Genomic DNA, 24014 nt, shown 5'->3' on the forward strand with positions numbered 1-24014 from the left:
TCGCCTGCCCTTTTTCTTTGCGTTTGCCGGGAAACCCTCAGGCGGCGGCTTTGCGCGACTCGCGCTTGCGCTCGTGCGGGTCGAGGTAGCGCTTGCGGATGCGGATGGACTTCGGCGTCACTTCCACCAGTTCGTCGTCGTCGATGTAGGCGATGGCCTGTTCCAGCGTCATGCGCTTGGGCGGCGTCAGGCGGATGGCGTCGTCTTTGCCCGAAGCGCGGAAGTTGGTCAGCTGCTTGGATTTCAGCGGGTTGACCTCCAGATCCTGCGGCTTGGCGTTCTCGCCGATCACCATGCCCTGATACAGCGGCTCGCCCGGCGAGATGAACAGGATGCCCCGGTCTTCCAGCGCGTTCAGCGCGTAGGCGACCGCTTCGCCCTGCTCCATCGAGATCAGCACGCCGTTCTGGCGGCCGGTGATCTGGCCCTTGTGCGGCCCGTAGCTGTCGAACAGGCGGTTCATGATGCCGGTGCCGCGCGTGTCGGACAGGAACTCGCCGTGATAGCCGATGAGCCCGCGCGACGGCGCGATGAAAGTCAGCCGCGTCTTGCCGCCGCCCGACGGGCGCATGTCGGTCATCTCGCCCTTGCGCAGCGCCATCTTCTCGACGACCGTACCCGAATGCTCGCCGTCGACGTCGATAACGACGGTTTCGTACGGCTCCTCACGCCCCTTCGCGCCTTCCTTGAAGAGAACGCGCGGACGGGAGATGCCGAGTTCGAAACCTTCGCGGCGCATCGTTTCGATGAGCACGCCAAGCTGAAGCTCGCCGCGTCCGGCGACTTCGAAACTGTCCTTGTCGGCGCTTTCGGTGACGCGGATGGCGACATTGCCTTCCGATTCGCGAAACAACCGCTCGCGGATCATACGGCTCGTCACCTTGCTGCCCTCGCGGCCCGCGAACGGGCTGTCGTTGACGGCGAAGGTCATGGCGAGCGTCGGCGGATCGATCGGCTGCGCGGGAAGCGCCGTCGTCACCGAAGGCTCGGCGATGGTGTTGGCCACGGTCGCGGTCGAAAGTCCCGCGATGGCGACGATGTCGCCCGCCTCGGCGCTTTCCACCGGCACGCGCTCAAGGCCGCGGAACGCGAACACCTTGCTGGCGCGGCCTTCCTCGACGACCTTGCCTTCGGGGTCGAGCGCGCGGATCGGCATGTTGGCGGAAAGTTTGCCGCTGGTGATGCGGCCGGTGAGGATACGGCCGAGGAAGTTGTCGCGGTCGAGCAGCGTCGCCAGCATGGCGAACGGCCCCGCCGGATCGGCGTCCGGCGACGGCACATGCTCGACGATCTTCTCGAACAGCGGCGTCAGGTCGCCCGAGCGTACATCCGCCGAAAGTCCCGCATAGCCGCCGCGTCCGCTGGCGAACAGCGCCGGAAAATCGAGCTGCTCGTCGGAGGCGTCAAGCGCCATGAACAGCTCGAACACTTCATCGAGCACCTCGTCGGCGCGCGCGTCCGAACGGTCGACCTTGTTCACCACGACGATGGGACGCAGGCCGAGCGCCAGCGCCTTGCCGGTCACGAACTTGGTCTGCGGCATCGGCCCCTCGGCGGCGTCGACGAGCAGGATGACGCCGTCGACCATCGAGAGGATTCGCTCCACCTCGCCGCCGAAGTCGGCGTGGCCCGGCGTATCGACGATGTTGATGCGTGTCGTCTCGCCGCCGTGAATCCATTCGACAGAGGTGCACTTCGCGAGAATCGTGATGCCGCGCTCTTTTTCGAGGTCGTTCGAGTCCATCGCGCGCTCTTCGACGCGCTGGTTGTCGCGGAACGTGCCGGACTGGCGGAACAGCTGATCCACAAGCGTTGTCTTGCCGTGGTCGACGTGGGCGATGATTGCCACGTTGCGAAGGCCCATGGGGGTCTCTTTCAGATTCGAGGAAACGGATTTGGCGCGCGCATACATCACCTGCTGCATCGCAGCAAGGCGTGTCACCTCTTGGCGAAGGCCCCGTCACCCGATTAGAGCTTCAAAACCAACAAGGAGGATAAGCCGTGACCAACAGCCTGCACCCCGAAACGCTGGCGCTTCACGCCGGCTGGCGCGCGGACCCGACGACGGGCGTGGTCGCTCCTCCGATCTACCAGACGACCTCGTACCAGTTCAAAAATACCGAGCACGCCGCGAACCTGTTCGCGCTGTCCGAGCTGGGCAACATCTACACGCGCATCATGAACCCCACGACCGACATCCTCGAACAGCGCATCGCCGCGATCGAGGGCGGCGTGGCGGCGCTCGCGGTCGCGTCGGGTCAGGCGGCCTCGGCGCTGGCGATCCAGAACCTCGCCCGCGCCGGCGAGAATATCGTCAGTTCTACAGACCTTTACGGCGGAACCTGGAACCTGTTCGCGAACACCCTGAAGGATCAGGGCATCGAGGTCCGCTTCGTCGATCCCGCCGATCCGCAGGCCTTCGTGCGTGCCAGCGACGATCGCACCCGCGCCTGGTACGCCGAGACGCTACCAAACCCGAAGCTGCGCGTGTTTCCGATCGGCGAGGTCGCCGCGCTCGGCCGCGCGCTCGGCATCCCGCTCATCGTGGACAACACCGCCGCGCCGCTGCTCGCGCGCCCGTTCGATCACGGTGCCACCATCGTCGTCTATTCGGCGACCAAGTACATCGGCGGCCACGGCACCTCGATCGGCGGCCTGATCGTCGACGGCGGCAATTTCGACTGGGAAGCAAAGCCGGAACGCAGCCCGACGCTCAACACGGCGGACCCGAGCTACCACGGCGCTGTCTGGACGCAGGCGGTGAAGCCGCTCGGCCCCATCGCCTACATCCTGCGCGCCCGCACCGTGCTGCTGCGCGATCTCGGCGCGGCGCTATCGCCGATGAACGCCTTCCAGCTGCTGCAGGGCCTCGAAACCCTGCCGCTCCGGATGCCCCGGCACTGCAGCAACGCGCAGGCGGTCGCGGATTATCTGAAGAACCGCAAGGGGATCACCAAGGTCGTTCACCCGTCCGCGCAGGATAGCGAAGCCCGCGCCCGCGCCGACAAGTATCTCTCGGGCGGGTACGGCGGTCTGCTCGGCTTCGAGCTTGAAGGCGGCCGCGAGGCAGGCCGCGCCTTCATCGACAACCTGAAATTGCTTTACCACGTCGCCAACATCGGCGACGCGCGCAGCCTCGCGATCCACCCGGCCTCGACGACGCACTCGCAGCTCTCCGAAGCCGACCAGATCGCCACCGGCGTCTCCCCCGGCTACGTCCGCCTGTCGATCGGCCTCGAACACATCGACGACATCATCGCCGACATCGAACAGGCGCTCGCCGCCGCAGGCGCCTGACCCACCCTATCCTCTCCCGCTCGCGGGAGAGGATACGAAGCCTTGGCCAAAGGCCTAGGCGAAGTTGGTGAGGGCCCGCGCCAGAAGCGCCCGGCTCGACGCATCGAACCCCGCCCCCGCGCCGTCACCCAGCGCCGCGTGCGCCATCTCCTTGCCCAGTTCCACCCCCCACTGGTCGAACGGATTGATGCCGAGCATCACCGCCGCCGTGAACGTGCGGTGCTCATAGAAGGCGACAAGCGCACCAAGCGTATGCGGATCGAGCCGTTCCAGCACGATCGCGCTCGAAGGCCGGTTCCCCGGAAACGTCTTCGCCGCTGCGAGCGCTGCGTCACCGCCGGAGAGCGCCAGCGCCTCCTCCATCGTCCGCCCGCGCATAAGCGCCGCACCCTGCGCGATCGCATTCACCAGAAGCTGGCGATGATGCGCCGCGCCGAGCCCGTGCCCCGGCGTCTTCACCATCACGAACTCGGCCGGCACCAGATGCGTGCCCTGATGCAGCAGCTGGAACACCGCGTGCTGCGCGTCCGTACCGGTGCCGCCCCAGGTGATCGCCGCGCTGGGATGCGTGAGCGCTCCGCCCTCGCGGTCCACGCGCTTGCCGTTGCTCTCCATTTCAAGCTGCTGGAGGAACGACGGCAGCAGCCTAAGCCGTTCGTCATAAGCAAATACCGCGCGCGTTTCAGCGCCGAGGAACGCCGCGTAGAGCACATCCACCATCGCCGCCAGCACCGGCGCATTCGCCTCCATGGGCGCGGTCTCGAAGTGCCGGTCCATGGCGCGCGCGCCCGCCAGCAGCGCCTCGAACGCCGGCCAGCCGAGCGTCAGCGCCGCCGTCACGCCGACCGCCGACCAGAGCGAATACCGCCCGCCGACGCTTTCGGCGAAACCGAGCACGTTTTCCTTGAGGATGCCCCACGCCACCGCTTTCTCCGGCGCCGCCGTCACCGCCACGAATCGCGCCGTGCCGCCGATCCAGTCGCGCGCGCTCTCGGCGTTCGTCATCGTCTCGATCGTCGTGAATGTCTTCGATACGACCACCACCAGCGTCCGCGCAGGGTCGCAGGCGCGCATCGCGCGCTCCAGCGCGACGCCGTCGATGTTGGAGATGATGTGCGTATCGTATCGCCCCTCGCCGAGCGCATCGACGAGCAGCGCGGGCCCGAGCGCGGATCCGCCGATGCCGATGTGGAGGATGTGCCGGATCTCGCCGAACGCTCCGGCCGCGACGCGCTCCACCAGCCGCTGCGTCATCGCGCGCGCGGTGTCAGCCCCCGCAACCGCCTGCCCGCTCCCCGAGCCCCGCTCCGCCGCATGTGTCGCCGCACGCCCTTCGCTGGGGTTCACGGCCGCGCCCGAAAACAGCGCGGCGCGAACCGATTCGAAGCCCGATGCGCCCAGCAGTCCCGCAAGTCCGGCCTCCGCGCCCGGAGAGAGATGCGTCTTCGAAACGTCGAGATGCAGTCCCGCAACGTCCACCGACAGCCGCCCCGCCCGTCCCGTGTCCGCACCGAACAGGCCCGCCAGCGTGGGAACCTCGCGCGCTGCCTCTGCAACCGCCGCCCAGGCCGTGCTTCGCTCGTCCATCCGCACTCCGCTCCTTGCTTGACACCCCGGACCGGGGCCAATAGTGCCGCCCTGTGACCGATCCCGAAACCGCAGACCCTTCTAACGATGCCTCCCGCGCAGTCCATCAGGCGCGCGGTGAGCAGATGCTCGGCTCGATGAAGGAAGGCCTCAGAACCATCGTCGGGGCGGTGCTGATCGCGCTGTTCCTGCGCTCGTTCGGCTACGAACCGTTCAACATTCCGTCCGAATCGATGCTCCCGCGTCTGTACGTCGGCGATTATCTGTTCGTCGCGAAATGGCCGTATGGCTACAGCCGCTACTCTTTCCCGATGGGCCCGCCGATCTTCGAAGGCCGTATCGCGGGCAGCGCGCCGGAGCGCGGCGACGTCGCGGTCTTCAAGACGCCGAGCGACAACCGCACGGATTTCATCAAGCGCGTGATCGGCCTTCCCGGCGACATCGTTCAGATGCGCGGCGGCGCGCTTTACCTCAACGGCGATGCCGTGCCGAAGCGCCGCGTTGCCGATTTCGTCGTGCCGCAGAGCCCGAACATGGCCTGCCTGAAGGGTGAAGTGTTCGTCGATGAAAGTGGCGAACGCATGTGCCGCTACCTGCGCTATGAAGAGACGCTGCCCGGCGGCCGCACCTATTTCGTGCTCGACAGCGACCCCGCGAGCCCCGGCGACGATACGGCGCCGTTCGTCGTGCCCGAGGGCCACTACTTCATGATGGGCGACAATCGCGACAACAGCTCCGACAGCCGCTTCAGCATCGCCGAGGGCGGCGTCAGCTTCGTGCCTGCGGAAAACTTCGTCGGCCGCGCCGAGATCATGTTCTTCTCGACCGACGGTTCGGCCAGCTGGCTGTTGCCTTGGACCTGGGTATCGGCCGCGCGTTGGGAGCGTATCGGGCGCCTCTTCTGATGGAGAGCGCCGCATGGGCACTGAAGGCGCTCGGCCACGAATTCGCCGATCCGAAGCTGCTTGAAAGCGCGCTCACGCACGGCGGCGGGCGCAAGCGCAACTACGAACGTCTGGAATTTCTCGGCGACCGCGTGCTCGGCTGCGTCGTCGCGGCCTGGCTCTATCATCGCTTCGACGAGACGGAGGGCGAACTTGCCCGCCGTTTTGCCGCGCTTGTCGACAAGGGCACCTGCGCAGAGGTCGCGCGCGCCATCGGCGTACCCGCGATCATCCGCATGGAGCCCGCCGCGCGCCAGGCGGGCGTTCACCGGTCCGACAACGTCCTCGGCGATATCTGCGAGGCGCTGATCGGCGCGCTCTATGTCGATGGCGGGCTTCCCGTCGCCGAAGCCTTTATCCGCGCCCAGTGGGCAGCGCACGTCGATCGGCGCAGCACCGCGCCGCGCGATCCCAAGTCCGCGCTGCAGGAATGGGCGCAGGGTCAGCGCCTGCCGATCCCCGTTTACGAGGTCGTCGAGCGCTCCGGCCCGGATCATGCGCCGAGCTTCCGCGTTCGTGTCACGGTGCGCGGCTATGCGCCGGCAGATGCGGACGGTTCGAGCAAACAGGAAGCGGAGAAACAGGCGGCAATCGCACTGCTCGCGCGGGAGACGGGTGAATGAGCGAAAAAACCTTTTGCGGCGTGGTTGCCGTTGTCGGCGCGCCCAATGCAGGCAAGTCGAGCCTCGTCAACGCGCTCGTCGGCCAGAAGGTCGCGATCGTCAGCCCCAAGGTGCAGACGACGCGCACGCGCCTGATGGGCCTTGCGATCGAAGGCCAGACGCAGATCCTCCTCGTCGACACGCCGGGCATCTTTCAGCCCAAACGCCGCCTTGACCGCGCGATGGTGCATGCCGCGTGGGAAGGGACGGCGGGCGCGGATATCGTGCTCCTCGTCATCGACGGCAAGCGCGCGATTTCGGATGAGGCGGACGCGATCCTCGAAGTGCTCGCGAACCGGCCCGAACCCAAGATGCTCGCCATCACCAAGATCGACATCGCCGCGAAGGAGCGCCTGCTGCCCATCGCGGCGGAATCGAACCGCCGCGTCGACTTCGCCGAAACGCTGATGGTCTCCGCCGTCACCAACGATGGTATCGACGACCTTCGCCGCACGCTCTCCGCCGCGCTTCCCGAAGGCCCCTGGCACTTCCCGGAGGACCAGGTCTCCAACATCACGACGCGGCTTCTCGCCGCCGAAATCACGCGCGAACAGCTCTATCGCCAGCTCCACGAGGAACTTCCCTACGCCTCCACCGTGGAGACCGAGCTGTGGGAGGAGCAGAAAAACGGCTCCGTGAAAATCCACCAGCAGATCCTCGTCCAGCGCGATACGCAGAAAGCCATCGTGCTCGGCAAGGGCGGCACCCGCATCCGCGCCATCGGCTCCGCCTCCCGCGCCGAACTGGAAACGGTTCTCGATCGTCGCGTGCACCTGTTCCTGAACGTGAAGGTGAAACCGGACTGGGCGGACGACCGGGAGACATACCGTGACATGGGGCTGGGCTGGGTAGATTGACGCCGCGACACGCGCCATTACCCGTTTAGACGAAGAATTGCCCGCATCGAGCGTTGCTCCCCGGCGTGCGCCTGCCACGATCGGCAGGCTTACAAGGGAGGCCAAGTTGTTCCGCAAACACCTGTGCACCATTTCAGTTTTCGCCCTCGCGGTTTCGGCATGCGACGGGCATACGCCTTCGCCCGACCCGGCAAGTGCGCCGCACCCTGAAGATCAGGAAATCGCCGATCTTGCCGCCAAGCCCGACAGCTGGGTGCTGGAACAGGTCGGCGGCAAGCGCATCGTGCTCGACGGCCAGACACTCGATCTTCGAATGCAGTATCTTTTCCATCAAGGGCAGATCGCAGCCGAAAAAGAGGCCGAAGCCGCAAAAACGCTGCCCGAAAAGCCGGAGTCGGACCCGTTCGATGCGCCGCAAAGTGCTCTCGAAACCCGGGAGGACGCAAACCAGCGCTGGATCCGCCGCACCAAACCGGGGCCCGAACTCGCGACAACGGACGAAACGGTCACGGCAAGGGACGGCAAGCCCATTCCTGTCCGCATCTACCGACCGAAAGCGGAAGGGCCGCTTCCGGTTCTGGTCTATTACCACGGCGGCGGCTGGCTGTTCGGCAATATCGAGGCGGTCGACCGCGCCATGCGGCGGCTGGCGGACGAAGCAAAGGTCATGATCATCTCGACCGACTATCGCCTTGCGCCGGAAAGCCCCTACCCCGGATCGTGGAACGACGCCGAGGACGCCTATTACTGGGCACTGGAGAACGCGGCCCGGCTGAACGCCGATGCGTCCCGCATTTGCGTCGGCGGAGACAGCGCGGGCGGCAATATGTCGGTCGTTGTCACCGCCCGCGTTCACAAGGCCGGAAAACCGAAGCCCGCGTGTCAGTTGCTCTACTACGCAGCCGTGGACAATCGCAGCGTGCCCGTCATGCGCGAGCATTATGACTCCGCACGCTTGTTCTGGAACGGTTTCGGCCTCGACGAACCTTTCACGAACTACGTCCACCAGCGCGTGTTTCCGGGCATGGATCTGGCGCAGCCCGAAATTTCGCCGATTCTGGCCGACAATTTCACGATCATGCCGCCTACGCTCGTGGCTGCGGCCGGTTTCGACCCGCTGAGGGATTCAGACCGCGCGTACGCAGAGGCCTTGAAAAAGGCGGGCGTCCACACCGTCTATCTCGAATATTCGGCCCTCCCGCACGGCTTCCTCCAGCAAACCGCCGTCACGCAGGAGGCCGACCGCGCCGCCGGAGAATCGGCACGGGAATTCGGGAAACTCGTTGCCGGTCTTCAAGCGAAAAAGCCCTGACCTTGTCGTGGGCGGTTACTCGAACTCGCCCTTCGGCAGCGTCTCCACCTTCGCCCAAACCGCCGCCACGTCCGGTATTTCCAGCCCGAACACGCCGCCGAGCGCGGCGGCGAGGTCGTCCGCGTTCTTCATCGCCTCCGTCGTCATGCCGTCTGCCGTCACCGTGCGGCGCGTGCGGTTGACGATGGATTCGATGCGTCCGTCGAAGTGACGCATCACCACGAGGTTGTTTCGAAACGGCGATCCGTCGTCCGCCATCAGCCAGGCCTGCTGGGCAGCGAGCCGGGGCTCGTCGGTGTAATCAGCCTTGAAATCGAAATTCGGCGCCGCGCCGAAGCGGTGATTGCGGAAACGCAGCCAGTCGGCATCCGCCGCTTCGATGCCGAAATCGTGGAATTCGTGGCGATGGTCGCCGACGGCGAGCGGGATCGGCCGCGCGGGTGCATCGCCAAGGCCGCCGTCCACCAGCCACGGCTGTTCAAGATCCACGCGCAGCGTCAGGTGGTTCCCCACCACGCCGTCGCCCAGATCGGCCCGGCGCACGCCGCCGCACAGGCGCGTGACCTGAAATCCCGCCGCAGACAGCGCCGCGCCCAGCAGCCCGTTCATTTCATAACACCAGCCGCCGCGCGCGCCGCCGATCATCTTGTCGAACGCCGCCGCCGGGTCGATCGCGTTCGGCCAGCCCATGAAGGCGTCGAGCACTTCCCATGTGAAGGCGCGCACATGCCCGCGCTGGAACGCGGCGAGACGGTCAAGATCGGGGGCGCCCGCGCGCGGCACGCCGATACGCGCGCAGTAGCGGTCCATGTGTGCCGGAGTCAGTTCGGTCAGCACGGTTCACCTCCCCCGTATATCGTTTGACGCGCCTCTAGCGCCTCGGCGATGATCCGCCAATGCATCTGGATGCCGAAGCCCTCGTCTGCGCTGCCATTGCCCACGGCGAGAACGGCGCGGTCGTGCGTTTCCTCACGGCGGAGTCCGGCCTCGTGGCGGCCTATGTGCCCGGCGGGCGTTCGCAGCGCCTGCGTCCCGCGCTTGCGCCCGGCACGCGCGTACGCGTCCGCATCGACGGACGCAGCGACACGCAGCTGGCGCGCGCGAGCGTGGAAATCGTGCGCTCGCGCGCCGCGCTCGCCTTCGATCCGCTGGCGCTCGCGCTCGTCGAGTGGCTGGCCGGGCTTGCCGCGACGCTGCTTCCGGAAGGCCACCCCTACCCGCGCGTTCATGCGACGCTGGAATCGGTGCTCGACCTCGCAGAGCTTCAGGATGATCCGCTCGTCACGCTCGCCGCGCTCGCGCGTTTCGAGATGCTGCTGCTTGCCGAACTTGGCTTCGGCCTCGATCTTTCCGCCTGCGCCGCCACGGGGCAGACGCACGACCTCGCCTTCGTCTCCCCGAAAACCGGCCGCGCCGTCAGCGCGGGAGCGGGCGCGCCCTATGCGGACCGCCTCTTTCGGCTGCCTGCATTCATCACGGGCGGCGGCAAGGCGAGCGCGGATGACGTCGCGGAGGCGCTTCTCATCGCCCGCCATTTCATCGAACGCGACCTCCTCACCGGACGCCGCGCCGCCACCCTCACCGCCGCACGGGACAGGATCGAGGCACGCCTGCGTCGATAGGCTCGCATCCCCCTTCCGGGCCTGCTATCGCCCTTCCCCATGACTGATCTTCTCGACCCTGAATCGAACATCATCGAAGCCCCGTTCGGCGACGCGCTGGCGGATCGCTATCTCGTTTACGCGCTCTCCACGATCACCGCGCGCTCGCTGCCGGATGTGCGCGACGGGCTGAAGCCGGTTCACCGCCGGCTGCTTTGGGCGATGCGGCTTCTGAAGCTCGATCCGGGTCAGGGCTACAAGAAGTGCGCGCGCGTCGTCGGCGACGTCATCGGTAAATACCATCCGCACGGCGATGTCGCCGTTTACGACGCGATGGTCCGCCTCGCGCAAAGTTTCTCCCTCCGCTACCCACTTGTCGACGGCCAGGGTAACTTCGGAAACATCGACGGCGATAACGCCGCCGCCTACCGCTATACCGAGGCGCGACTGACGCAGGTCGCCATCGACCTGATGGCGGGCCTCGACGAAGACGCCACCGACCTCCGCCCAACCTACAACGGCGAGGATGAAGAGCCGGAGGTGATGCCCGGCCTGTTCCCCAATCTGCTCGCCAACGGCGCCAGCGGCATCGCCGTCGGCATGGCAACGTCGATCCCCCCGCACAACGCCGCCGAACTCATCGACGCCGCCGTGCTCCTGATCGATCAGCCCGGCGCTGAACTCGATCAGCTTCTCGAACACGTGAAAGGTCCGGACTTCCCGACCGGCGCGCTCATCGTCGATGGTCCGGCCAGCATCCGCGAAGCCTACGCCACCGGGCGCGGCAGCTTCCGCGTTCGCGCCCGTTTCGCCGGACGTGAAGACCCGGCCACCGGCAAGTGGATGGTGGAGCCGGAAAAGCTCTCAAGCGGCATGTGGCAGCTCGTCATCACGGAAATCCCTTACGGCGTGCAGAAGGGCAAGCTGATCGAGCAGATCGCGCAGCTCATCGCCGACAGGAAGCTCCCCATCCTCGAAGACGTTCGCGACGAGAGCGACGAGGCCGTCCGCATCGTCATCGTGCCGAAAAGCCGCAACGTCGAACCGGATGTGCTGATCGAGAGCCTTTACCGCCTCACCGAGCTGGAAACCCGCTTTTCGCTCAACCTCAACGTGCTCGATGCCGAGCGCACGCCCCGGGTGATGAGCCTGAAAGAGGTGCTCACCCAGTGGCTCAGCCACCAGATCACCGTTCTGCTGCGCCGCTCCCGCCACCGGCTGGCGAAGATCGACGACCGCATGGAGCTTCTCGAAGGCTACCTGATCGCCTATCTCAATCTCGACCGCGTCATCGAGATCATCCGTACCGAGGATGAACCCAAAGTGGTGATGATCGCGGAGTTCGGGCTCAACGACCGGCAGGCCGAAGCCATTCTGAACATGCGCCTCAGGAGTCTCCGCCGACTTGAGGAAATGGAGATCCGCAAGGAACGCGACAATCTCGCAAAGGAACGCGAAGGCCTCGTCGCGCTGATCGACAGCCCCGCGCGCCAGCGCACGCGCCTGAAACGCGACCTCGCCGTGCTCCGCGATCGCTACGGCTTCGAGACCGCGCTCGGTGCCCGCCGCACACGAATCGAGGAAGCTTCGGCGACGCGCGAGATCCCGCTCGAAGCGATGATCGAAAAAGAACCGATCACCGTCGTCGTATCGGCCAAGGGCTGGGCGCGCGCGATGAAAGGCCACCTCGACCTCAGCGATCCCGAAGCGTTCAAGTTCAAGGAGGGGGACGGCCCCGCCTTCGCCTTCCACGCGCAAACCACCGACAAGATCCTCATCGCCGCCGACAACGGCCGTTTCTACACCGTAGGCGCCGACAAGCTCCCCGGCGGGCGCGGCTTCGGCGAGCCGCTACGGCTGCTCGTCGATATCGAGGGTGATGCCGCCATTGCCGCGGTCCTTACCGCGCGGGCGGAAATGCGTGTGCTGCTCGTGGCGAACGACGGGCGCGGCTTCATTGCCGCCAACGAAGACCTTCTCGGGGAAACCCGCAAGGGCCGTCAGGTAATGACGTTCAAGAAGGGGGTGCGGCTGCACAGTATCAGGGCCATTGATGCGGCCCACGATCATCTTGCGCTTATCGGCGAGAACCGGAAGCTGCTGATCGTGCCCATCGCGGAAATCCCGGTCATGGTACGCGGCCAGGGTGTCGCGCTTCAGAAATACCGCGACGGCGGGCTCTCGGACGCCCTGCCGTTCCGCCTTGCGGACGGGCTTTCCTGGACGATGGGCGGCAAGGAAGGCCGCACCCGCACCGAGACCGATCTTGCGAACTGGATGGGCGCGCGCGCACAGGTCGGCCGCCTGCCGCCGATGGGTTTCCCGCGGAGCAACCGCTTCGACTGAGATATCCCCGACCAGGGTTAACTTTATTTCGAAAGTATAACTGCGCTTTACGGGTCCTTAATTTCGTGCGTGCCATTCCCTTCAGAACCGGTGCCGGCTTCGCGTGATTTGAAGCCGGAGACTCAGCCGGCCGAGTTGCAAGTGAAGGGAATGATGCAGTCGAAACGCGCGATCGAAGCGGCAGGTTCGGCGGCAAACCGCATCGGCAGGGTTGAACCTGCCGCCGCCGCCGCAGCCGAAGAAGCCATGCTTCAGGGTGTCATCGATACGCTCCCCGTCGGTGTACTTATATTCCAGAGCGGGCCGGACGGCGTTCCCTTGTGCCTGTCTTCCAACGCCACCTTTGAAAACTGGGCGTGCTATCCGCACAACCAGCTCATCGGGCTCAGCCTGCCGCGTATCCGGCTGCTGAACGAGAACCCGCGTATCGGGGTCGCCGTGGAATCGCTGCTGCAGGACGCGCGCGGCGCCAAGCGCGAGATCGACTGGTCGGTTTCCGAAAGTCCGCGTCAGCGCCACCTCTCGGCACACATCTCACCGCTCCCGCTCGTGGGAGACAGTCCGGCGCGCGTTGTCATCGCGGTTCGCGACCGCACTCCCGAAATCCAGGCAGAGCGCAATCTCAAGCAAACCATGCTGAACGATGCGCTCACAGGCCTTCCGAATCGCGTACTGTTTATCGAGCAGCTGGAAGAAGCCCTTGAAGGTCGCATGAAATCGCACCTCGCGGTCGCAATCATCAACATCGACCGGTTCAAGCGCATCAACGAAAATCTCGGTCACATCGTCGGCGACGAGCTGCTTGCGGCGATGGCGCGGCGCCTGCTGCCCTGCATCCGTGCCAACGATTGCCTCGCACGCCTCGCGGGCGACGAGTTCGCGATACTCGTGAAGAACATCGATGCGCCCGAAGACACGATCCGCGTCGTCGAGCGCATTCAGAGTGCGCTCAAGTCGCCGTTCGTCATCTCGGGCGGCGAGTGTTTCGTTTCGTCGAGCATCGGCATCGCAACGACCTTCTCGTCGCGGCGGTATTCCGAAGACATGATCCGCGATGCGGATTTCGCGCTGCACACCGCCAAGTCGCGCGGGCGCGGCGGAATCGCCATTTACCAGTCGAGCGCGCACAGCGTCGCGCGCGACATGTTCCGCATGGAGGCCGACCTCCGGAAGGCGATCGAACGACAGGAGCTGGAACTCGCCTTCCAGCCCTACGTGAATCTCGAGCAGGGCACCCTTGCCGGCTTCGAAGCCCTCGCGCGCTGGAATCATCCGGAACGCGGCATGATCTCACCGGCCGACTTCATACCCATTGCCGAGGATTCCGGGCTCATCGTGCCGCTGGGCCGCTGGGCGATCGAAACCGCCTGCATGCAGATCGCCGACTGGCGCAAGCGCTGCCCCAATGCAGCCGACCTCATTGTCGGCGTCAACGTGTCGGGGCTACAGCTTGCACAGGACGATATCGTCGGCGCCGTGGAAGCCGCGCTGGCGAACTCCGGGATCCCCGGCAGCGCGCTCAAGGTCGAACTTACCGAAAGCGCCATCGTCGAAAATCCCGAGCTGGCACGCCAGATCTTCACAAAGCTAAAGCAGCTTGATCTCAGCATCGCGATGGATGATTTCGGCACAGGCTATTCGTCGCTCAGCTATCTGCAGCAGCTGCCGATTGATGTGCTGAAGATCGATCAGTCGTTCGTCGCGGGCATGTTGAAATCCGACGACAGCTACAAGATCGTCACCACGATCATCGCGCTCGCGCGCAACCTCGGCATGAGAACCGTAGCGGAGGGCGTCGAGGAGGAGGGCCAGGCGGATCGGCTTCGCGCACTCGGCTGCGACATGGCTCAGGGGTTTTACTTCGCGCGCCCGATGGCGGCGAGGGGCGCCGAAAAGTTGCTCGAAACCGGGCTCTACAGCCCGTCACGCAAGCGCGGCGGCAAGCAGATCATCGATGCGCGCAGCATCGAGAGGACATCCTGAAGCCACCCAGTCACGTTCGAAACGCTGCAGACGCCGGCTGACCTCCGGGCCGGCCGAAATGCCGCGCGCGATGATATCCTTGCCGCTCACCGGCATCGCCGGCTTTCGCCAGTCCGCCAGCGCTTCCCACGCGGCGCGGGCGTCCTCGCCCAGCAACAGGAGCCGATCGCGCGCCACATCGACGCCCCTGAAATAGGCCGCAGTAAACGGATCCCCGGGCAACGCCGGATCGGCGACACCCAGCGCGTCCAGTCGCGCCGTATCGCGCCGAGACAGTCTCAGCCGCGCGCCGAATTCCGCTCCCAGCCCCTCGCGCTGCGGCAACAGCGCGGCAAAGCGCCGGATCGGGTCGGGATCAACACCCCAGGCCGCCTCGCGTCCGGCGAGTGCCGCGAGATGCGGAACACACTCAGGCACGATTTCGGGCAGAACCGGCTTCAGAATGCCCAGCGCCAGCATCAGCGCGAGCGTCTCCGCCGCGCGCGGCAGCACAAGGATGCGGAACAGTTCGTCACGAATGCGTTCGCGAGACAGCGCCATCAGATCGTTGGCGCGCGCCGCGCACGCCGCCAGCCCCTCCGCGTCCGGCGCGCCGCGTCCGAAACGGCTGTGGAAGCGGAAGAAGCGCAGGATGCGCAGATGATCCTCGGCAATCCGCTGGAGCGGCTCCCCGATAAAACGGACGCGGCCCTCATGTAGATCAAGTAGTCCGCCGAACCAGTCGTCGATGTCGCCGCCGGGCAGCCGCGCATAGAGCGCGTTGATCGTGAAGTCGCGCCGCGCTGCGTCTTCGCGCCAGTCAGCCGTATACTTTACGGTTGCGCGTCGCCCGTCGGTGGAGACGTCGCGCCGCAATGTCGTCACTTCGATGATGAGATCGGGTGTCACCGCAGTGACCGTGCCGTGCGCGATGCCCGTCGGCACGACCTGAATACCGGCCGCCTCCAGCCGTTTCGTCACCTCCGCCGGGGAGAGCGCGGTCGCAAGGTCCACGTCCGTCACGGGCAGATCGAGCAGCGCATCGCGCACCGCGCCGCCCACCAGCCGCGTCGTACCGTTTTCGGCATCGAGCGCGCGGAGGACGGCGGCCCCGCCTGCCGTCGTCGACCATGCCGGTGGGGGCAGCTTTCGGGTCATCGCGTCAGAATCCGCGCGAGGTTCACCACCATGCCCGCCGTCGCGCCCCAGATGTCGCCGTCTCTCCAGGGAATCACGTAGAAGGTGCGCTCGCGCCCCTTGAATTCCGCGGTGCGGCGCTCGTGCCTCGAAGCGTCGAGCACATAGGCGAGCGGCACCTCGAACAGGCTTTCGACCTCCGCTTCGTGCGGGGTGAGCGCGAGGTCCGGCGGGATGATCCCCACCACCGGCGTAACGCGAAACCCGGTGCCGGTCGCGTAGTCGTCGATGGGCGCGATCACCTCCACATCGCCCGGCGGCAGCGCGGTTTCCTCTTCGGCTTCGCGCAAGGCGGCGCGCACGGCGTCCTCGCCGGGGTCGAGCCGACCGCCGGGAAATGCCACCTGACCGGCATGCCGCCGCATTTTGGCGTTGCGCTTGGTGAGCAGCAGCGTCGGCTCGCGCCTCGCGATCACGGGGACGAGTACGGCAGCGGGGGTCAGCGCGCCGAGCAGGTCGGTGTCGAAATTGTCGATGTCATCGCCGAACTGCGGAAGATGGCCGGGGATGCGTTCATAGGCGCGCAGGCGGGTGCGCAGCCAGTCGAGGTCGGCGCTCATGCGTCTATCAACGGGAAGTAGGCGCCTTCGCTCCACACGCCCGCCGGATCCCTGCCCTCGGCGATGGCGATGTCGGCGAGTTCGTAATAGACCGGCCGCGCGATGCGCGCCTCCAGCCCGGCGCGGACGTGGAGGTACGGCGCCTCGTCGCGCAGGAATATCGCATGCCCCGGCCCGGCGATCACAGGATCGCCCGTGTTGAGCGTGAAGCCGAGACGGCGCGCCTCGCCTTCCCCCTCGCTCGCCACGGCGACCGCGATGAATGCCGCGTCCTCCACGAGAATGGTCAGCTTTTCGGCGGGCGTCACCAGCACATGCGCGCCGTCGGGCTCGCGGCGCAGGATGGTCGAAAACAGCCGCACCATCTCGGGACGCGGGATCGGCGCGTCCTGATGGAACCACGTGCCTTCCCGCGCGATCCGCATTTCGCTGTCGCCGGTGCGCTCGGGATGCCAGCTTTCGACCGGCGGAAGCGTTCGCTCCGCCGCTGCCTGCGCGATCTCGGCGAGCGTTGCCGGTATGTCCAGGGTGGCGCGTGTGTCGATCATGGCTTGCCACCCTTATCGCGCGCAGCGATGATTGTAACCCTGATCCCCCTTTGTATTAGAGCGCTGTGAACACCGAACCCAAGCCTCCCCTCGACATCAAGCAGGCCGAAGCGCGCTTCGATGCGCTTGCCGCTTCGTTTGCCGACGCCCGCACCGAGATTGCCCGCACCATCATCGGGCAGGATCGCGTCGTCGAACTTGCGCTCGTCGCCTTGCTCGCGGGCGGTCATGCGCTCGTCGTCGGCCTGCCCGGCCTCGCCAAAACACGCCTCGTGAAGACGCTCGGCACGGTGCTCGGGCTCGATACGCGCCGCGTTCAGTTCACGCCCGATCTCGTGCCTTCGGACATTCTCGGGGCCGAAGTGCTCGAACAGTCGCAGGGCAGCGACCGCGCCTTCCGCTTCATCGAAGGGCCGGTTTTCACGCAGCTTCTGATGGCCGACGAGATCAACCGGGCGAGCCCGCGGACCCAGTCCGCGCTGCTGGAGGCGATGCAGGAGCGGCAGGTGAGCGTCGCGGGCACGGCGCGGCCCCTGCCCCGTCCGTTCCACGTGCTCGCCACGCAGAACCCGATCGAGCAGGAAGGCACGTATCCGCTCCCCGAAGCGCAGCTCGATCGTTTCCTGCTGCAGATCGATATCGATTTCCCGTCGCTCACCGACGAGCGCGCCATTCTTGTCGCCACCACGGGTGCCCAAGACCCCGCACCCGAGCCGGTTCTCGGCGCCGCCGATCTGATCGAGGCGCAGACGCTTCTGACGCACATGCCCGTGCCCGAAGGCGTGGTCGATGCCATCCTTCGCGCCGTACGCAGCCTGCGGCCGGGCGCGGAAAACCCCGGCCTGCTGTGGGGGCCGGGGCCGCGCGGCGGACAGGCGCTCATCACGGCGGCGCGCGCCCGCGCGTTCCTGCAAGGACGATCGGTGCCGCTGCTGGAAGATGTCGCCGCGCTGCTCCAGCCTGCCCTTGGCCACCGCGTCCAGCTCGGCTTCGGCGCGCGCAGCGAAGGGCGCAGCACGGCCGATCTCATCCGGGCGGTCGAATCCGGGCTGGAGTGAGTACGCCGCAGGACGCCGAACGCATCGCGGCCATGATCGGCCCGCTGCGTCTAGCGCGTGCCCGCGCGCGCGCCGCGCGTCAGGCGGGCGCGCATCCCCGCCGCGTGGCCGGGCCGGGCGCCGAATTCTGGCAGTACCGGATGCTGAACCCCGGCGAGGCTGCCGACAAGGTGGATTGGCGGCGATCGGGCCGCAGCGACGAGCTGTATGTGCGCGAACGCGAGCGCGAAGACCCTGTGCGGCTGTGGCTCTGGTCCGACGCCAGCGCCTCGATGGACTACGCTTCGGATGAAGCGCTGCCGCGCAAGAAGGCCCTCGCGGACACGGTGATCGCCGCGCTCGGGCTCGCGGCGCACGAAGCCGGAGAGACGTGCTGCTTCCCGCCCGATCCCCGTCCGCTGCGGGGCGACACGCTGCTTGCCCCGCAAGGCCCGGGCGACGCGCCCCGGCTTGATGCCCCCGGCCCCGCCGACATCGTGCTCGCGGCAGGCGATTTCCTGGGGCCGCGCGCGCTCGACTGGATCGCGCCTGCCGCCGCCGCCGGTGCGCAGGGTGTCGTTATCGCCGTCGCCGATCCCGCCGAGATCGCCTTTCCCTTCACCGGGCGCGTGCATTTTGACGCGGTCGAGCCCGGCGACCGTCCGTTCGAAGCGGGCCGCGCCGAAGCGCTCGGCGAAACCTATGCCGCCGCGTGGACCGCGCACCGCGCCCGGCTCGCCGACGCCTGCAACCGTCCCGGCTGGTTCCTCGTCGAGGTGGTAACAGGCGAGGATGCAGCGGCTCATGCCGCGCAGATCGCCCGCTGGCTGCGGGAAACCGCCTGATGGGCGGCGCGTTCAGCTTCGCCTTGCCGTGGCTTCTCGCCGCCGGGCTGGCGCTGCCGTTCCTCTGGTTCCTGCTGCGCCGCCTGCCCCCCGCCGTGCGGCGTGTGCGCCTGCCTTCGATCGTGCTGCTCGACAATGCCGAAATTCCGCCGCCGCCTGCCGCGACGCCGCCCTGGTGGCTGGTTCTGCTGAGAATCGGCATCGTCGCACTGCTGATCGCCGGGCTTGCCGGGCCGATCTGGAAGCAGACCCCCGCAACAGCGCCGCCCGCCCGTCTCGCAATCGTGATCGACAACGGCTGGTCCGCCGCCTCGCAGTGGGATCGGCTCGTCACCGCCGCGTCCGAGCGTATCGAAACGCTGCCGGACACGACGCGATTCACGGTTTTGCCGACCGCATTCGACGGCCCCGTTCCGGCGGCGCACTGGGTCGACGCCCCCACCGCGAAGGCGCAGCTCGCCGCGCTCAGTCCCTTGCCGTGGCCCGCCGAGCGCGCGCGCCGCGCGGCCGCGCTTCCCGAAGACGCCGCGTTCCTGTGGGTTTCCGACGGCGTCGAGGATGCAGACGCCCCCGCCCTGCGCCGCGCGCTGGCAGGGGCAGAGCTTCTCGCACTGCCCCCCACGGAGCCCGCGATTCGCGCCGCCGGACGCACCAACGAGGGTTGGAGCGGCCAGATCGTCGCGCCGCCGGGGCTTGCGTCGGCATCGCTGCGCTTCCGCAGCCGCCGGGGCGAAACCCTTTTCAGCGAGCCGCTGGTCTTCGACGGCGACGTCGCGACGTTCCGCATCCGGCTCGACGCGTCCGAGCGGGCAGACGTGAGCCGCCTCACCGCCGGAAGCAGCGCGCAGGCGATCTGGCTGGCGGATGGCAGCGCGGCCCGCCCGCGCGTCGTCGTCGTGGAAGGCCCGTCGAACGCGCCGCCGCTCGAATCCGGCGGTTACTACGTGCGCCGCGCGCTGGAGCCACACGCCGATGTCAGGGCGGGCACGATCGCTGACGCCGCCGATGATCCCGCAACACTCTTCGTGCTCACCGATGTCGCCGCTGAACCCGAACAGGCCAAGCCCCTGCTCGATCGTGTCGAGAAGGGCGCCGTCGTCATCCTTTTCGCCGGGCCGCGCATCGCCGAAAACGGCAGCGCGCTCTCGCCCGTGCCGCTGCGTGCGGGGGCGCGGGCGCTCGGCGGCGTGCTGTCGTGGCAGCAGCCGCAGGCGATCGGCGGTTTTGAAGAGACGGGTCCGCTCGCGGGCCTCGCCATTCCAGAGGAAGCGCGCATCTCGCGCCAGCTTCTCGCCGCATCCGACAATGATGCGATGCGCTGGGCGTGGCTTGCCGACGGCACGCCAATGGTGAGCGCGGCGCGGCGGGGCGCGGGGCTGCTCATCCTCGTCCACACCGCCGCCGATCCGTCGTGGTCTACCCTGCCGCTCAGCGGACTGTTCGAGGCGATGCTGCGGCGTCTGCTGCCGCTGGGGGCGAATCCGGCATCCATCGACATCGCGGGCGCGAAACCCTGGGTGCTCGAACGCATGCTCGGCGCGCGCGGGCAATGGCAGGAACCGGAACGGCCCGTCACCATTCCGGCCTCGCGTATCGATGCGGCGACGGCGAGCGCAGCGACTCCGCCCGGCCTCTACCGCAGCGGCGACGCCCGGCGCATCGTCAACCTCGCGGGCGCGCTCGGCCCGCGCTTCAGCTTCGCGCCGCTGGCGACCGACGGCCTCAGGCCTGCGGTCGAAGCCGCGCCGCCGCTCGATATCGGCGCATGGCTGATCTTCGCCGCCGTGCTGCTCGCGCTTGTCGATATTCTCGTCGCGCTGCGTCTGCGCGGTGTACTGGTGCCCTTCGGCGCCGCCTTGCTCGTCATGCTCGCGCCGGGGGCTGCACACGCCGCTGATCTCCAGCTCGCCTACGTCCGCACGGGCAGCGCCGCGACCGACGCGGGCGTTGCGCGCGGCCTCGAATCGCTTGGCCAAACGCTTACGCGCCGCACCTCCGTCTCGCCCGGCAAGCCCGCCGCCGTCGATCCGGCGCGCGATCCGCTCGGCGCGTATCCGGTGCTGTACTGGCCCGCCGCGACCGTCCGCAGCATGTCTCCGGCCGCCGCGCTCCGCCTGCGCGCCTACATCGCCGCCGGGGGCCTCGTTCTCTTCGATTTCGGGCGGCCGCTCGGTGCGGGAAGCGGCGCGCGGGATTTGCTGGAACCGCTCGGCCTCCCGGCGCTCAGCGAGGTGGGCAGCGAACACGTGCTCTCGCGCAGCTTCTACCTGCTCAGCACCCATGCGGGCGGCGCGGTGTGGGCGGAGGCGGGCAGCGAGGGGGAAGACAGCCACGTCTCCGGCGTCGTCATCGGCGGCGGCGACTGGGCCTCGCTCTGGTCGGGCGACCGTGTCGTCAGCCAAGCGCAGCGTGAACAGGCGCTGCGGTTCGGCGTCAATCTGGTGATGTACGCGCTCACCGGAACCTACAAGGCCGATCAGGTTCACACCCGTGCGCTGCTCGATCGCATGGGCGGGCCGCAGCGATGACGCAGCACGCGATCAGCTTCGCGCCGCTCCTGCCGTGGTGGGGCGTCATCGTCATCGGCGTGCTGTTCGCCGCCGGGCTCGCGCTCGTGCTGTGGCGCGCGCCGCGGCTGTTCTGGCCGCGCGCGCTGATCGCCGCCGTGCTGCTCCTGCTGCTCGCGAACCCGGTGCGGTTTCAGGAACGGCGTGCCGTGAAGCCCGATGTGGCCGTCGCCGTCATCGATCGCTCCGCAAGCATGGGGATCGGGAACCGCACGCGCGAGGCGGACGCCGCGCTCGCCGCGCTTCGCCGCGCTTCGCCGGGGGTCGAATGGCGCGTCGTTCCCGTTCCGCAGGCGCCCGGCGAACCGACACGCCTTGCCGCCGCCATCGAGCGCGCCGCATCGGACGCGCCCGCCGGGCGGCTCGCGGGCGTCGTCGTCGTCAGCGACGGCATCTCGGCGGATGCGCCCGATCCGCGCCTTCTGCCCGCCGATGTGCCGCTGCATCACCTCATCGCGGGCGATCCCGATACGCCCGACCGCCGCCTGATCGTCGAGCGCGTGCCGAGCTACAGCGTCGTCGGCCAGCCCGCCGAGGTCATCATCCGCATCGACGACGGCAACGCGCCGCCGGGCACCGCGACGCTTACGGAGTCGATCGCGGGCGGGCGCACCACCGAGCGCACCGTGCGAACCGGCGAGCCGGTGCGCCTCTCCGTTCCCGTCACGCGGCGCGGCACGATCGAAATGGCGCTGTCGGTCGCGCCGCTTACGGGCGGCGAGGCGACGCTTGTGAACAATCGCGCGCTGGTGCGCCTGAACGGCGTGACGGACCGGCTGCGCGTGCTGCTCGTTTCGGGTGTCCCCTACCCCGGCGGGCGGGTGTGGCGCGACATTCTGAAGAGCGATTCCAACATCGATCTCGTGCATTTCACGATCCTGCGCCTGCCGACGAGCTTCGACACGACACCGCCCGACGAGATGTCGCTGATCCCCTTCCCGGTCGAGGAGCTGTTCGAGCAGCATCTGGGCGATTTCGATCTCATCATCTTCGATCGGTTCAGCCTCTCGGAGCTGCTGTCGCCCGTCTATTTCCAGGATCTCGGCGAGCGCGTGAAGGCGGGCGGCGGCTTGCTCGTCGTCACCGGCGAGGAGTTCGCGGGCGAAGGCGGACTTGCCGCGACCGAGCTTGCGCCGGTGCTCCCCGCGCGCACCGCAGGGCCGGGGATCGAGGCGCCGTTCCGTCCGGTACTGACGCCCACGGGCCGCCGCCATCCCGTCACGTCCGAGCTGCCGAAGATATGGGGCACCGATGCGTGGGGCCGCTGGGCCTCGCAGAGCGACATGACCCCGACGGGCGAGGTGCTGATGTCGGGCGCGCAGGACAAGCCGCTCGTCATTCTGGACCGTGTCGGGCGCGGGCGCGTGGGGCTCATCGCGTCCACCAATGTCTGGTGGTGGTCGCGCGGGGTCGACGGCGCCGGGCCGCATGCCGAACTGCTGCGCCGCATCGCGCACTGGCTGATGCAGGAGCCTGATCTGGACGAGAACCGCCTGGATGTCAGCGCCGCCGGGCGCCGCATCGATATCACCGCGCGCGGCATCGCCCCGCCGGAAGCCGCGATCCTTACCGATCCATCAGACCGCGATCGCGGCATCCCGCTCGCGCCGCGCGGCGAGGGCGTGACGGGCGCCGCCGTCACGGTCGGCGCGGACGGGCTCTACCGCGTGGCGGCGGGCGAGCGCATCCGTTACGTGCTGGCCGGCGACAGCGCCGAGTTCGCCGAGGTCCGCCCCCGCGAAGCCCCGCTTTCCGGGCCCGTCAAGGCGTCGGGCGGCGGCAGCTACCTGCTTCAGGACGGACAGCCCGGCGTTCGCCGCATCACGCCGGGCGATGCCGCCGCCGGACCCGGTTGGCTCGGCCTTGTGGAAAACCGCGCCGGAGCGATCGTCGCGGTGGATGAAAAGCCGCTGCTTATGCCGCTGCCGGCGTTGTTGCTGGCGGCGGGCCTTTTCGTGCTGGCGTGGTGGCGCGAACGGCGCTGAGCGCCTTTGCAGGCCCCAGCGTTCCGGCCGTGTGCAGCGCATGGCCTTCAGGCAGCCGCGCGAGCAGCCGGTGCCGCTCGACCGGGCCGGGCACGGTCCACGCGCCTGTCGGCTCCGCCGTGAAGCCGAAGCGTCCGTAATAGTCCGGGTCGCCGATCAGCACGATCGCGCCGCGCCCCATCGCGTCGGCGCGGGCAATCGCGGTTTCGATCAGCGCCACCCCTATGCCTGTGCCCTGCAGGCGCTTCGTCACCGCGACGGGCCCGAGCAGGGTGAGTGCATGCACGCCGCTTTCCGCCGCAAGCGCGACCGGCCAGAGCTGGATCGAGCCGATGAGCGTGCCGTCCGTCGCCAGCGCGACGAAGCTGAGCCCTTCCAGCGGGCGCACGCCGTCGCGTAGGCGATAGGCGGTGCGGCCATGCCGGTCGGAACCGAAAACCTCGTCGAGAAGGACTTCAATGGCAGCGCCGTGCCGGGCGCTGGCGGGCACGATGTTCATGTGCGGAACTTTCAAGCATTCAAGTGACAGGAGGATGAAGAACGGCCATGCGCCGTCCGCGCCGCATCGTTCGCGCGGCGTCTACCCTCGTCGTAGTCCTCGAACCTCGAATGTCATGCGCCGGAATACCTGTTTTTTACTGCGGGTTGCGCGCATAAACGAGAATGTGGCCTCGTGCAATCACGTTTCAAACCAGGACAGGGAAAAT

Annotated in this window: 19 protein-coding genes; 12 read left to right on the forward strand and 7 right to left on the reverse strand. The window is 67.7% G+C overall.

All coding sequences use genetic code 11. From position 1 onward, the window contains the following. Positions 1–37: 37 nt before the first annotated feature. Positions 38–1864 (reverse strand): translational GTPase TypA, encoded by a 1827-nt coding sequence (gene typA, locus GGQ98_RS03700; protein WP_184065293.1) that lies wholly within the window; start codon positions 1862–1864, stop codon positions 38–40. A 137-nt stretch (positions 1865–2001) separates the two neighbouring features. On the opposite strand from typA, the gene GGQ98_RS03705 reads away from it, so the two are divergent. After that, positions 2002–3297 carry a PLP-dependent transferase gene (locus tag GGQ98_RS03705; RefSeq protein WP_184065295.1) on the forward strand — a complete coding sequence of 432 codons (1296 nt, stop codon included), beginning with the start codon at positions 2002–2004 and terminating at the stop codon, positions 3295–3297. A gap of 54 nt (positions 3298–3351) precedes the next feature. On the opposite strand, the gene pgi is transcribed toward GGQ98_RS03705, so the two are convergent. Further along, positions 3352–4884 (reverse strand): glucose-6-phosphate isomerase, encoded by a 1533-nt coding sequence (gene pgi, locus GGQ98_RS03710; protein WP_184065297.1) that lies wholly within the window; start codon positions 4882–4884, stop codon positions 3352–3354. A 137-nt stretch (positions 4885–5021) separates the two neighbouring features. Between pgi and lepB the strand changes: the two genes are divergently transcribed. The 4 genes from lepB to GGQ98_RS03730 all read left to right on the forward strand — a co-directional run bounded on the left by lepB (position 5022) and on the right by GGQ98_RS03730 (position 8659). Next, positions 5022–5789: a signal peptidase I gene (gene lepB / locus GGQ98_RS03715; protein ID WP_243451684.1), complete on the forward strand. Its 768-nt coding sequence runs from the start codon at positions 5022–5024 to the stop codon at positions 5787–5789. Then, positions 5789–6451 carry a ribonuclease III gene (gene rnc / locus GGQ98_RS03720; protein WP_184065299.1) on the forward strand — a complete coding sequence of 221 codons (663 nt, stop codon included), beginning with the start codon at positions 5789–5791 and terminating at the stop codon, positions 6449–6451. The genes lepB and rnc overlap by 1 nt, the downstream gene beginning before the upstream one ends. After that, entirely contained in the window at positions 6448–7347 is a 900-nt protein-coding gene (gene era / locus GGQ98_RS03725) for a GTPase Era (RefSeq protein ID WP_184065301.1), read from the forward strand. Before rnc ends, era begins: the two co-directional genes overlap by 4 nt. A 106-nt stretch (positions 7348–7453) precedes the next feature. Continuing rightward, positions 7454–8659 carry an alpha/beta hydrolase gene (locus GGQ98_RS03730; RefSeq protein ID WP_184065304.1) on the forward strand — a complete coding sequence of 402 codons (1206 nt, stop codon included), beginning with the start codon at positions 7454–7456 and terminating at the stop codon, positions 8657–8659. A 15-nt stretch (positions 8660–8674) separates the two neighbouring features. Here GGQ98_RS03730 and GGQ98_RS03735 read toward each other — a convergent pair whose 3' ends face one another. Continuing rightward, positions 8675–9496 carry an arylamine N-acetyltransferase gene (locus GGQ98_RS03735; RefSeq protein WP_207791239.1) on the reverse strand — a complete coding sequence of 274 codons (822 nt, stop codon included), beginning with the start codon at positions 9494–9496 and terminating at the stop codon, positions 8675–8677. A gap of 59 nt (positions 9497–9555) precedes the next feature. On the opposite strand from GGQ98_RS03735, the gene recO reads away from it, so the two are divergent. From recO to GGQ98_RS03750, 3 genes are all read left to right on the forward strand, one after another. After that, on the forward strand, positions 9556–10281 hold the full coding sequence (recO, locus tag GGQ98_RS03740; protein WP_184065307.1) for a DNA repair protein RecO: 726 nt from the start codon (positions 9556–9558) through the stop codon (positions 10279–10281). Positions 10282–10320: 39 nt separating this feature from the next. Beyond that, the gene (parC, locus tag GGQ98_RS03745; protein ID WP_184065309.1) at positions 10321–12606 is read left to right on the forward strand and encodes a DNA topoisomerase IV subunit A; all 2286 of its coding nucleotides are present in this window, start codon (positions 10321–10323) and stop codon (positions 12604–12606) included. Between the two features lie 153 nt (positions 12607–12759). After that, positions 12760–14589 carry a putative bifunctional diguanylate cyclase/phosphodiesterase gene (locus tag GGQ98_RS03750; RefSeq protein ID WP_184065312.1) on the forward strand — a complete coding sequence of 610 codons (1830 nt, stop codon included), beginning with the start codon at positions 12760–12762 and terminating at the stop codon, positions 14587–14589. Here the strand turns inward: GGQ98_RS03750 and GGQ98_RS03755 are convergent. From GGQ98_RS03755 to GGQ98_RS03765, 3 genes are read right to left on the reverse strand one after another with little or no spacing between them, the layout of a single operon-like run. Continuing rightward, a complete protein-coding gene (locus GGQ98_RS03755; RefSeq protein WP_184065315.1) occupies positions 14530–15726 on the reverse strand; it encodes a CCA tRNA nucleotidyltransferase in 1197 nt (398 codons plus the stop codon). The two genes, GGQ98_RS03750 and GGQ98_RS03755, sit on opposite strands and share 60 nt — an antisense overlap. Then, positions 15723–16325 carry a CoA pyrophosphatase gene (locus GGQ98_RS03760; protein ID WP_184065317.1) on the reverse strand — a complete coding sequence of 201 codons (603 nt, stop codon included), beginning with the start codon at positions 16323–16325 and terminating at the stop codon, positions 15723–15725. Before GGQ98_RS03760 ends, GGQ98_RS03755 begins: the two co-directional genes overlap by 4 nt. Beyond that, positions 16322–16873, reverse strand: coding sequence for a DUF1285 domain-containing protein (locus GGQ98_RS03765; RefSeq protein WP_184065321.1), 552 nt, complete (start codon positions 16871–16873; stop codon positions 16322–16324). The genes GGQ98_RS03760 and GGQ98_RS03765 overlap by 4 nt, the downstream gene beginning before the upstream one ends. A 65-nt stretch (positions 16874–16938) precedes the next feature. On the opposite strand from GGQ98_RS03765, the gene GGQ98_RS18765 reads away from it, so the two are divergent. From GGQ98_RS18765 to GGQ98_RS03785, 4 genes are read left to right on the forward strand one after another with little or no spacing between them, the layout of a single operon-like run. Beyond that, complete coding sequence (locus tag GGQ98_RS18765; protein ID WP_341534126.1) at positions 16939–17931, forward strand: AAA family ATPase; 993 nt, start codon at positions 16939–16941, stop codon at positions 17929–17931. After that, positions 17928–18755, forward strand: a complete 828-nt coding sequence (locus GGQ98_RS03775) for a DUF58 domain-containing protein (RefSeq protein WP_184065324.1) — start codon at positions 17928–17930, stop codon at positions 18753–18755. The genes GGQ98_RS18765 and GGQ98_RS03775 overlap by 4 nt, the downstream gene beginning before the upstream one ends. Further along, positions 18755–21283 carry a DUF4159 domain-containing protein gene (locus GGQ98_RS03780; RefSeq protein WP_184065327.1) on the forward strand — a complete coding sequence of 843 codons (2529 nt, stop codon included), beginning with the start codon at positions 18755–18757 and terminating at the stop codon, positions 21281–21283. Before GGQ98_RS03775 ends, GGQ98_RS03780 begins: the two co-directional genes overlap by 1 nt. Continuing rightward, positions 21280–23307, forward strand: a complete 2028-nt coding sequence (locus tag GGQ98_RS03785) for a hypothetical protein (protein WP_184065330.1) — start codon at positions 21280–21282, stop codon at positions 23305–23307. The genes GGQ98_RS03780 and GGQ98_RS03785 overlap by 4 nt, the downstream gene beginning before the upstream one ends. Here the strand turns inward: GGQ98_RS03785 and GGQ98_RS03790 are convergent. After that, a complete protein-coding gene (locus tag GGQ98_RS03790; RefSeq protein ID WP_184065333.1) occupies positions 23237–23806 on the reverse strand; it encodes a GNAT family N-acetyltransferase in 570 nt (189 codons plus the stop codon). The genes GGQ98_RS03785 and GGQ98_RS03790 overlap by 71 nt on opposite strands. Between the last annotated feature and the right edge of the window lie 208 nt (positions 23807–24014).

It is taken from the genome of Sphingosinicella soli, assembly GCF_014199685.1.
Taxonomy (GTDB): Bacteria; Pseudomonadota; Alphaproteobacteria; order Sphingomonadales; family Sphingomonadaceae; genus Sphingosinicella; species Sphingosinicella soli.

Bases quoted from the DNA above. Each gene is read 5' to 3' on its own strand.
- GGQ98_RS03780 (WP_184065327.1), top strand. From the start codon at position 18,755: ATGGGCGGCGCGTTCAGCTTCGCCTTGCCGTGGCTTCTCGCCGCCGGG.
- typA (WP_184065293.1), bottom strand. From the start codon at position 1,864: ATGGGCCTTCGCAACGTGGCAATCATCGCCCACGTCGACCACGGCAAG.
- rnc (WP_184065299.1), top strand. From the start codon at position 5,789: ATGGAGAGCGCCGCATGGGCACTGAAGGCGCTCGGCCACGAATTCGCC.
- GGQ98_RS03760 (WP_184065317.1), bottom strand. From the start codon at position 16,325: ATGAGCGCCGACCTCGACTGGCTGCGCACCCGCCTGCGCGCCTATGAA.
- lepB (WP_243451684.1), top strand. From the start codon at position 5,022: ATGAAGGAAGGCCTCAGAACCATCGTCGGGGCGGTGCTGATCGCGCTG.
- era (WP_184065301.1), top strand. From the start codon at position 6,448: ATGAGCGAAAAAACCTTTTGCGGCGTGGTTGCCGTTGTCGGCGCGCCC.
- pgi (WP_184065297.1), bottom strand. From the start codon at position 4,884: ATGGACGAGCGAAGCACGGCCTGGGCGGCGGTTGCAGAGGCAGCGCGC.
- GGQ98_RS03765 (WP_184065321.1), bottom strand. From the start codon at position 16,873: ATGATCGACACACGCGCCACCCTGGACATACCGGCAACGCTCGCCGAG.
- GGQ98_RS03785 (WP_184065330.1), top strand. From the start codon at position 21,280: ATGACGCAGCACGCGATCAGCTTCGCGCCGCTCCTGCCGTGGTGGGGC.
- GGQ98_RS03790 (WP_184065333.1), bottom strand. From the start codon at position 23,806: ATGAACATCGTGCCCGCCAGCGCCCGGCACGGCGCTGCCATTGAAGTC.
- recO (WP_184065307.1), top strand. From the start codon at position 9,556: ATGCATCTGGATGCCGAAGCCCTCGTCTGCGCTGCCATTGCCCACGGC.
- GGQ98_RS03750 (WP_184065312.1), top strand. From the start codon at position 12,760: ATGCAGTCGAAACGCGCGATCGAAGCGGCAGGTTCGGCGGCAAACCGC.
- GGQ98_RS03755 (WP_184065315.1), bottom strand. From the start codon at position 15,726: ATGACCCGAAAGCTGCCCCCACCGGCATGGTCGACGACGGCAGGCGGG.
- parC (WP_184065309.1), top strand. From the start codon at position 10,321: ATGACTGATCTTCTCGACCCTGAATCGAACATCATCGAAGCCCCGTTC.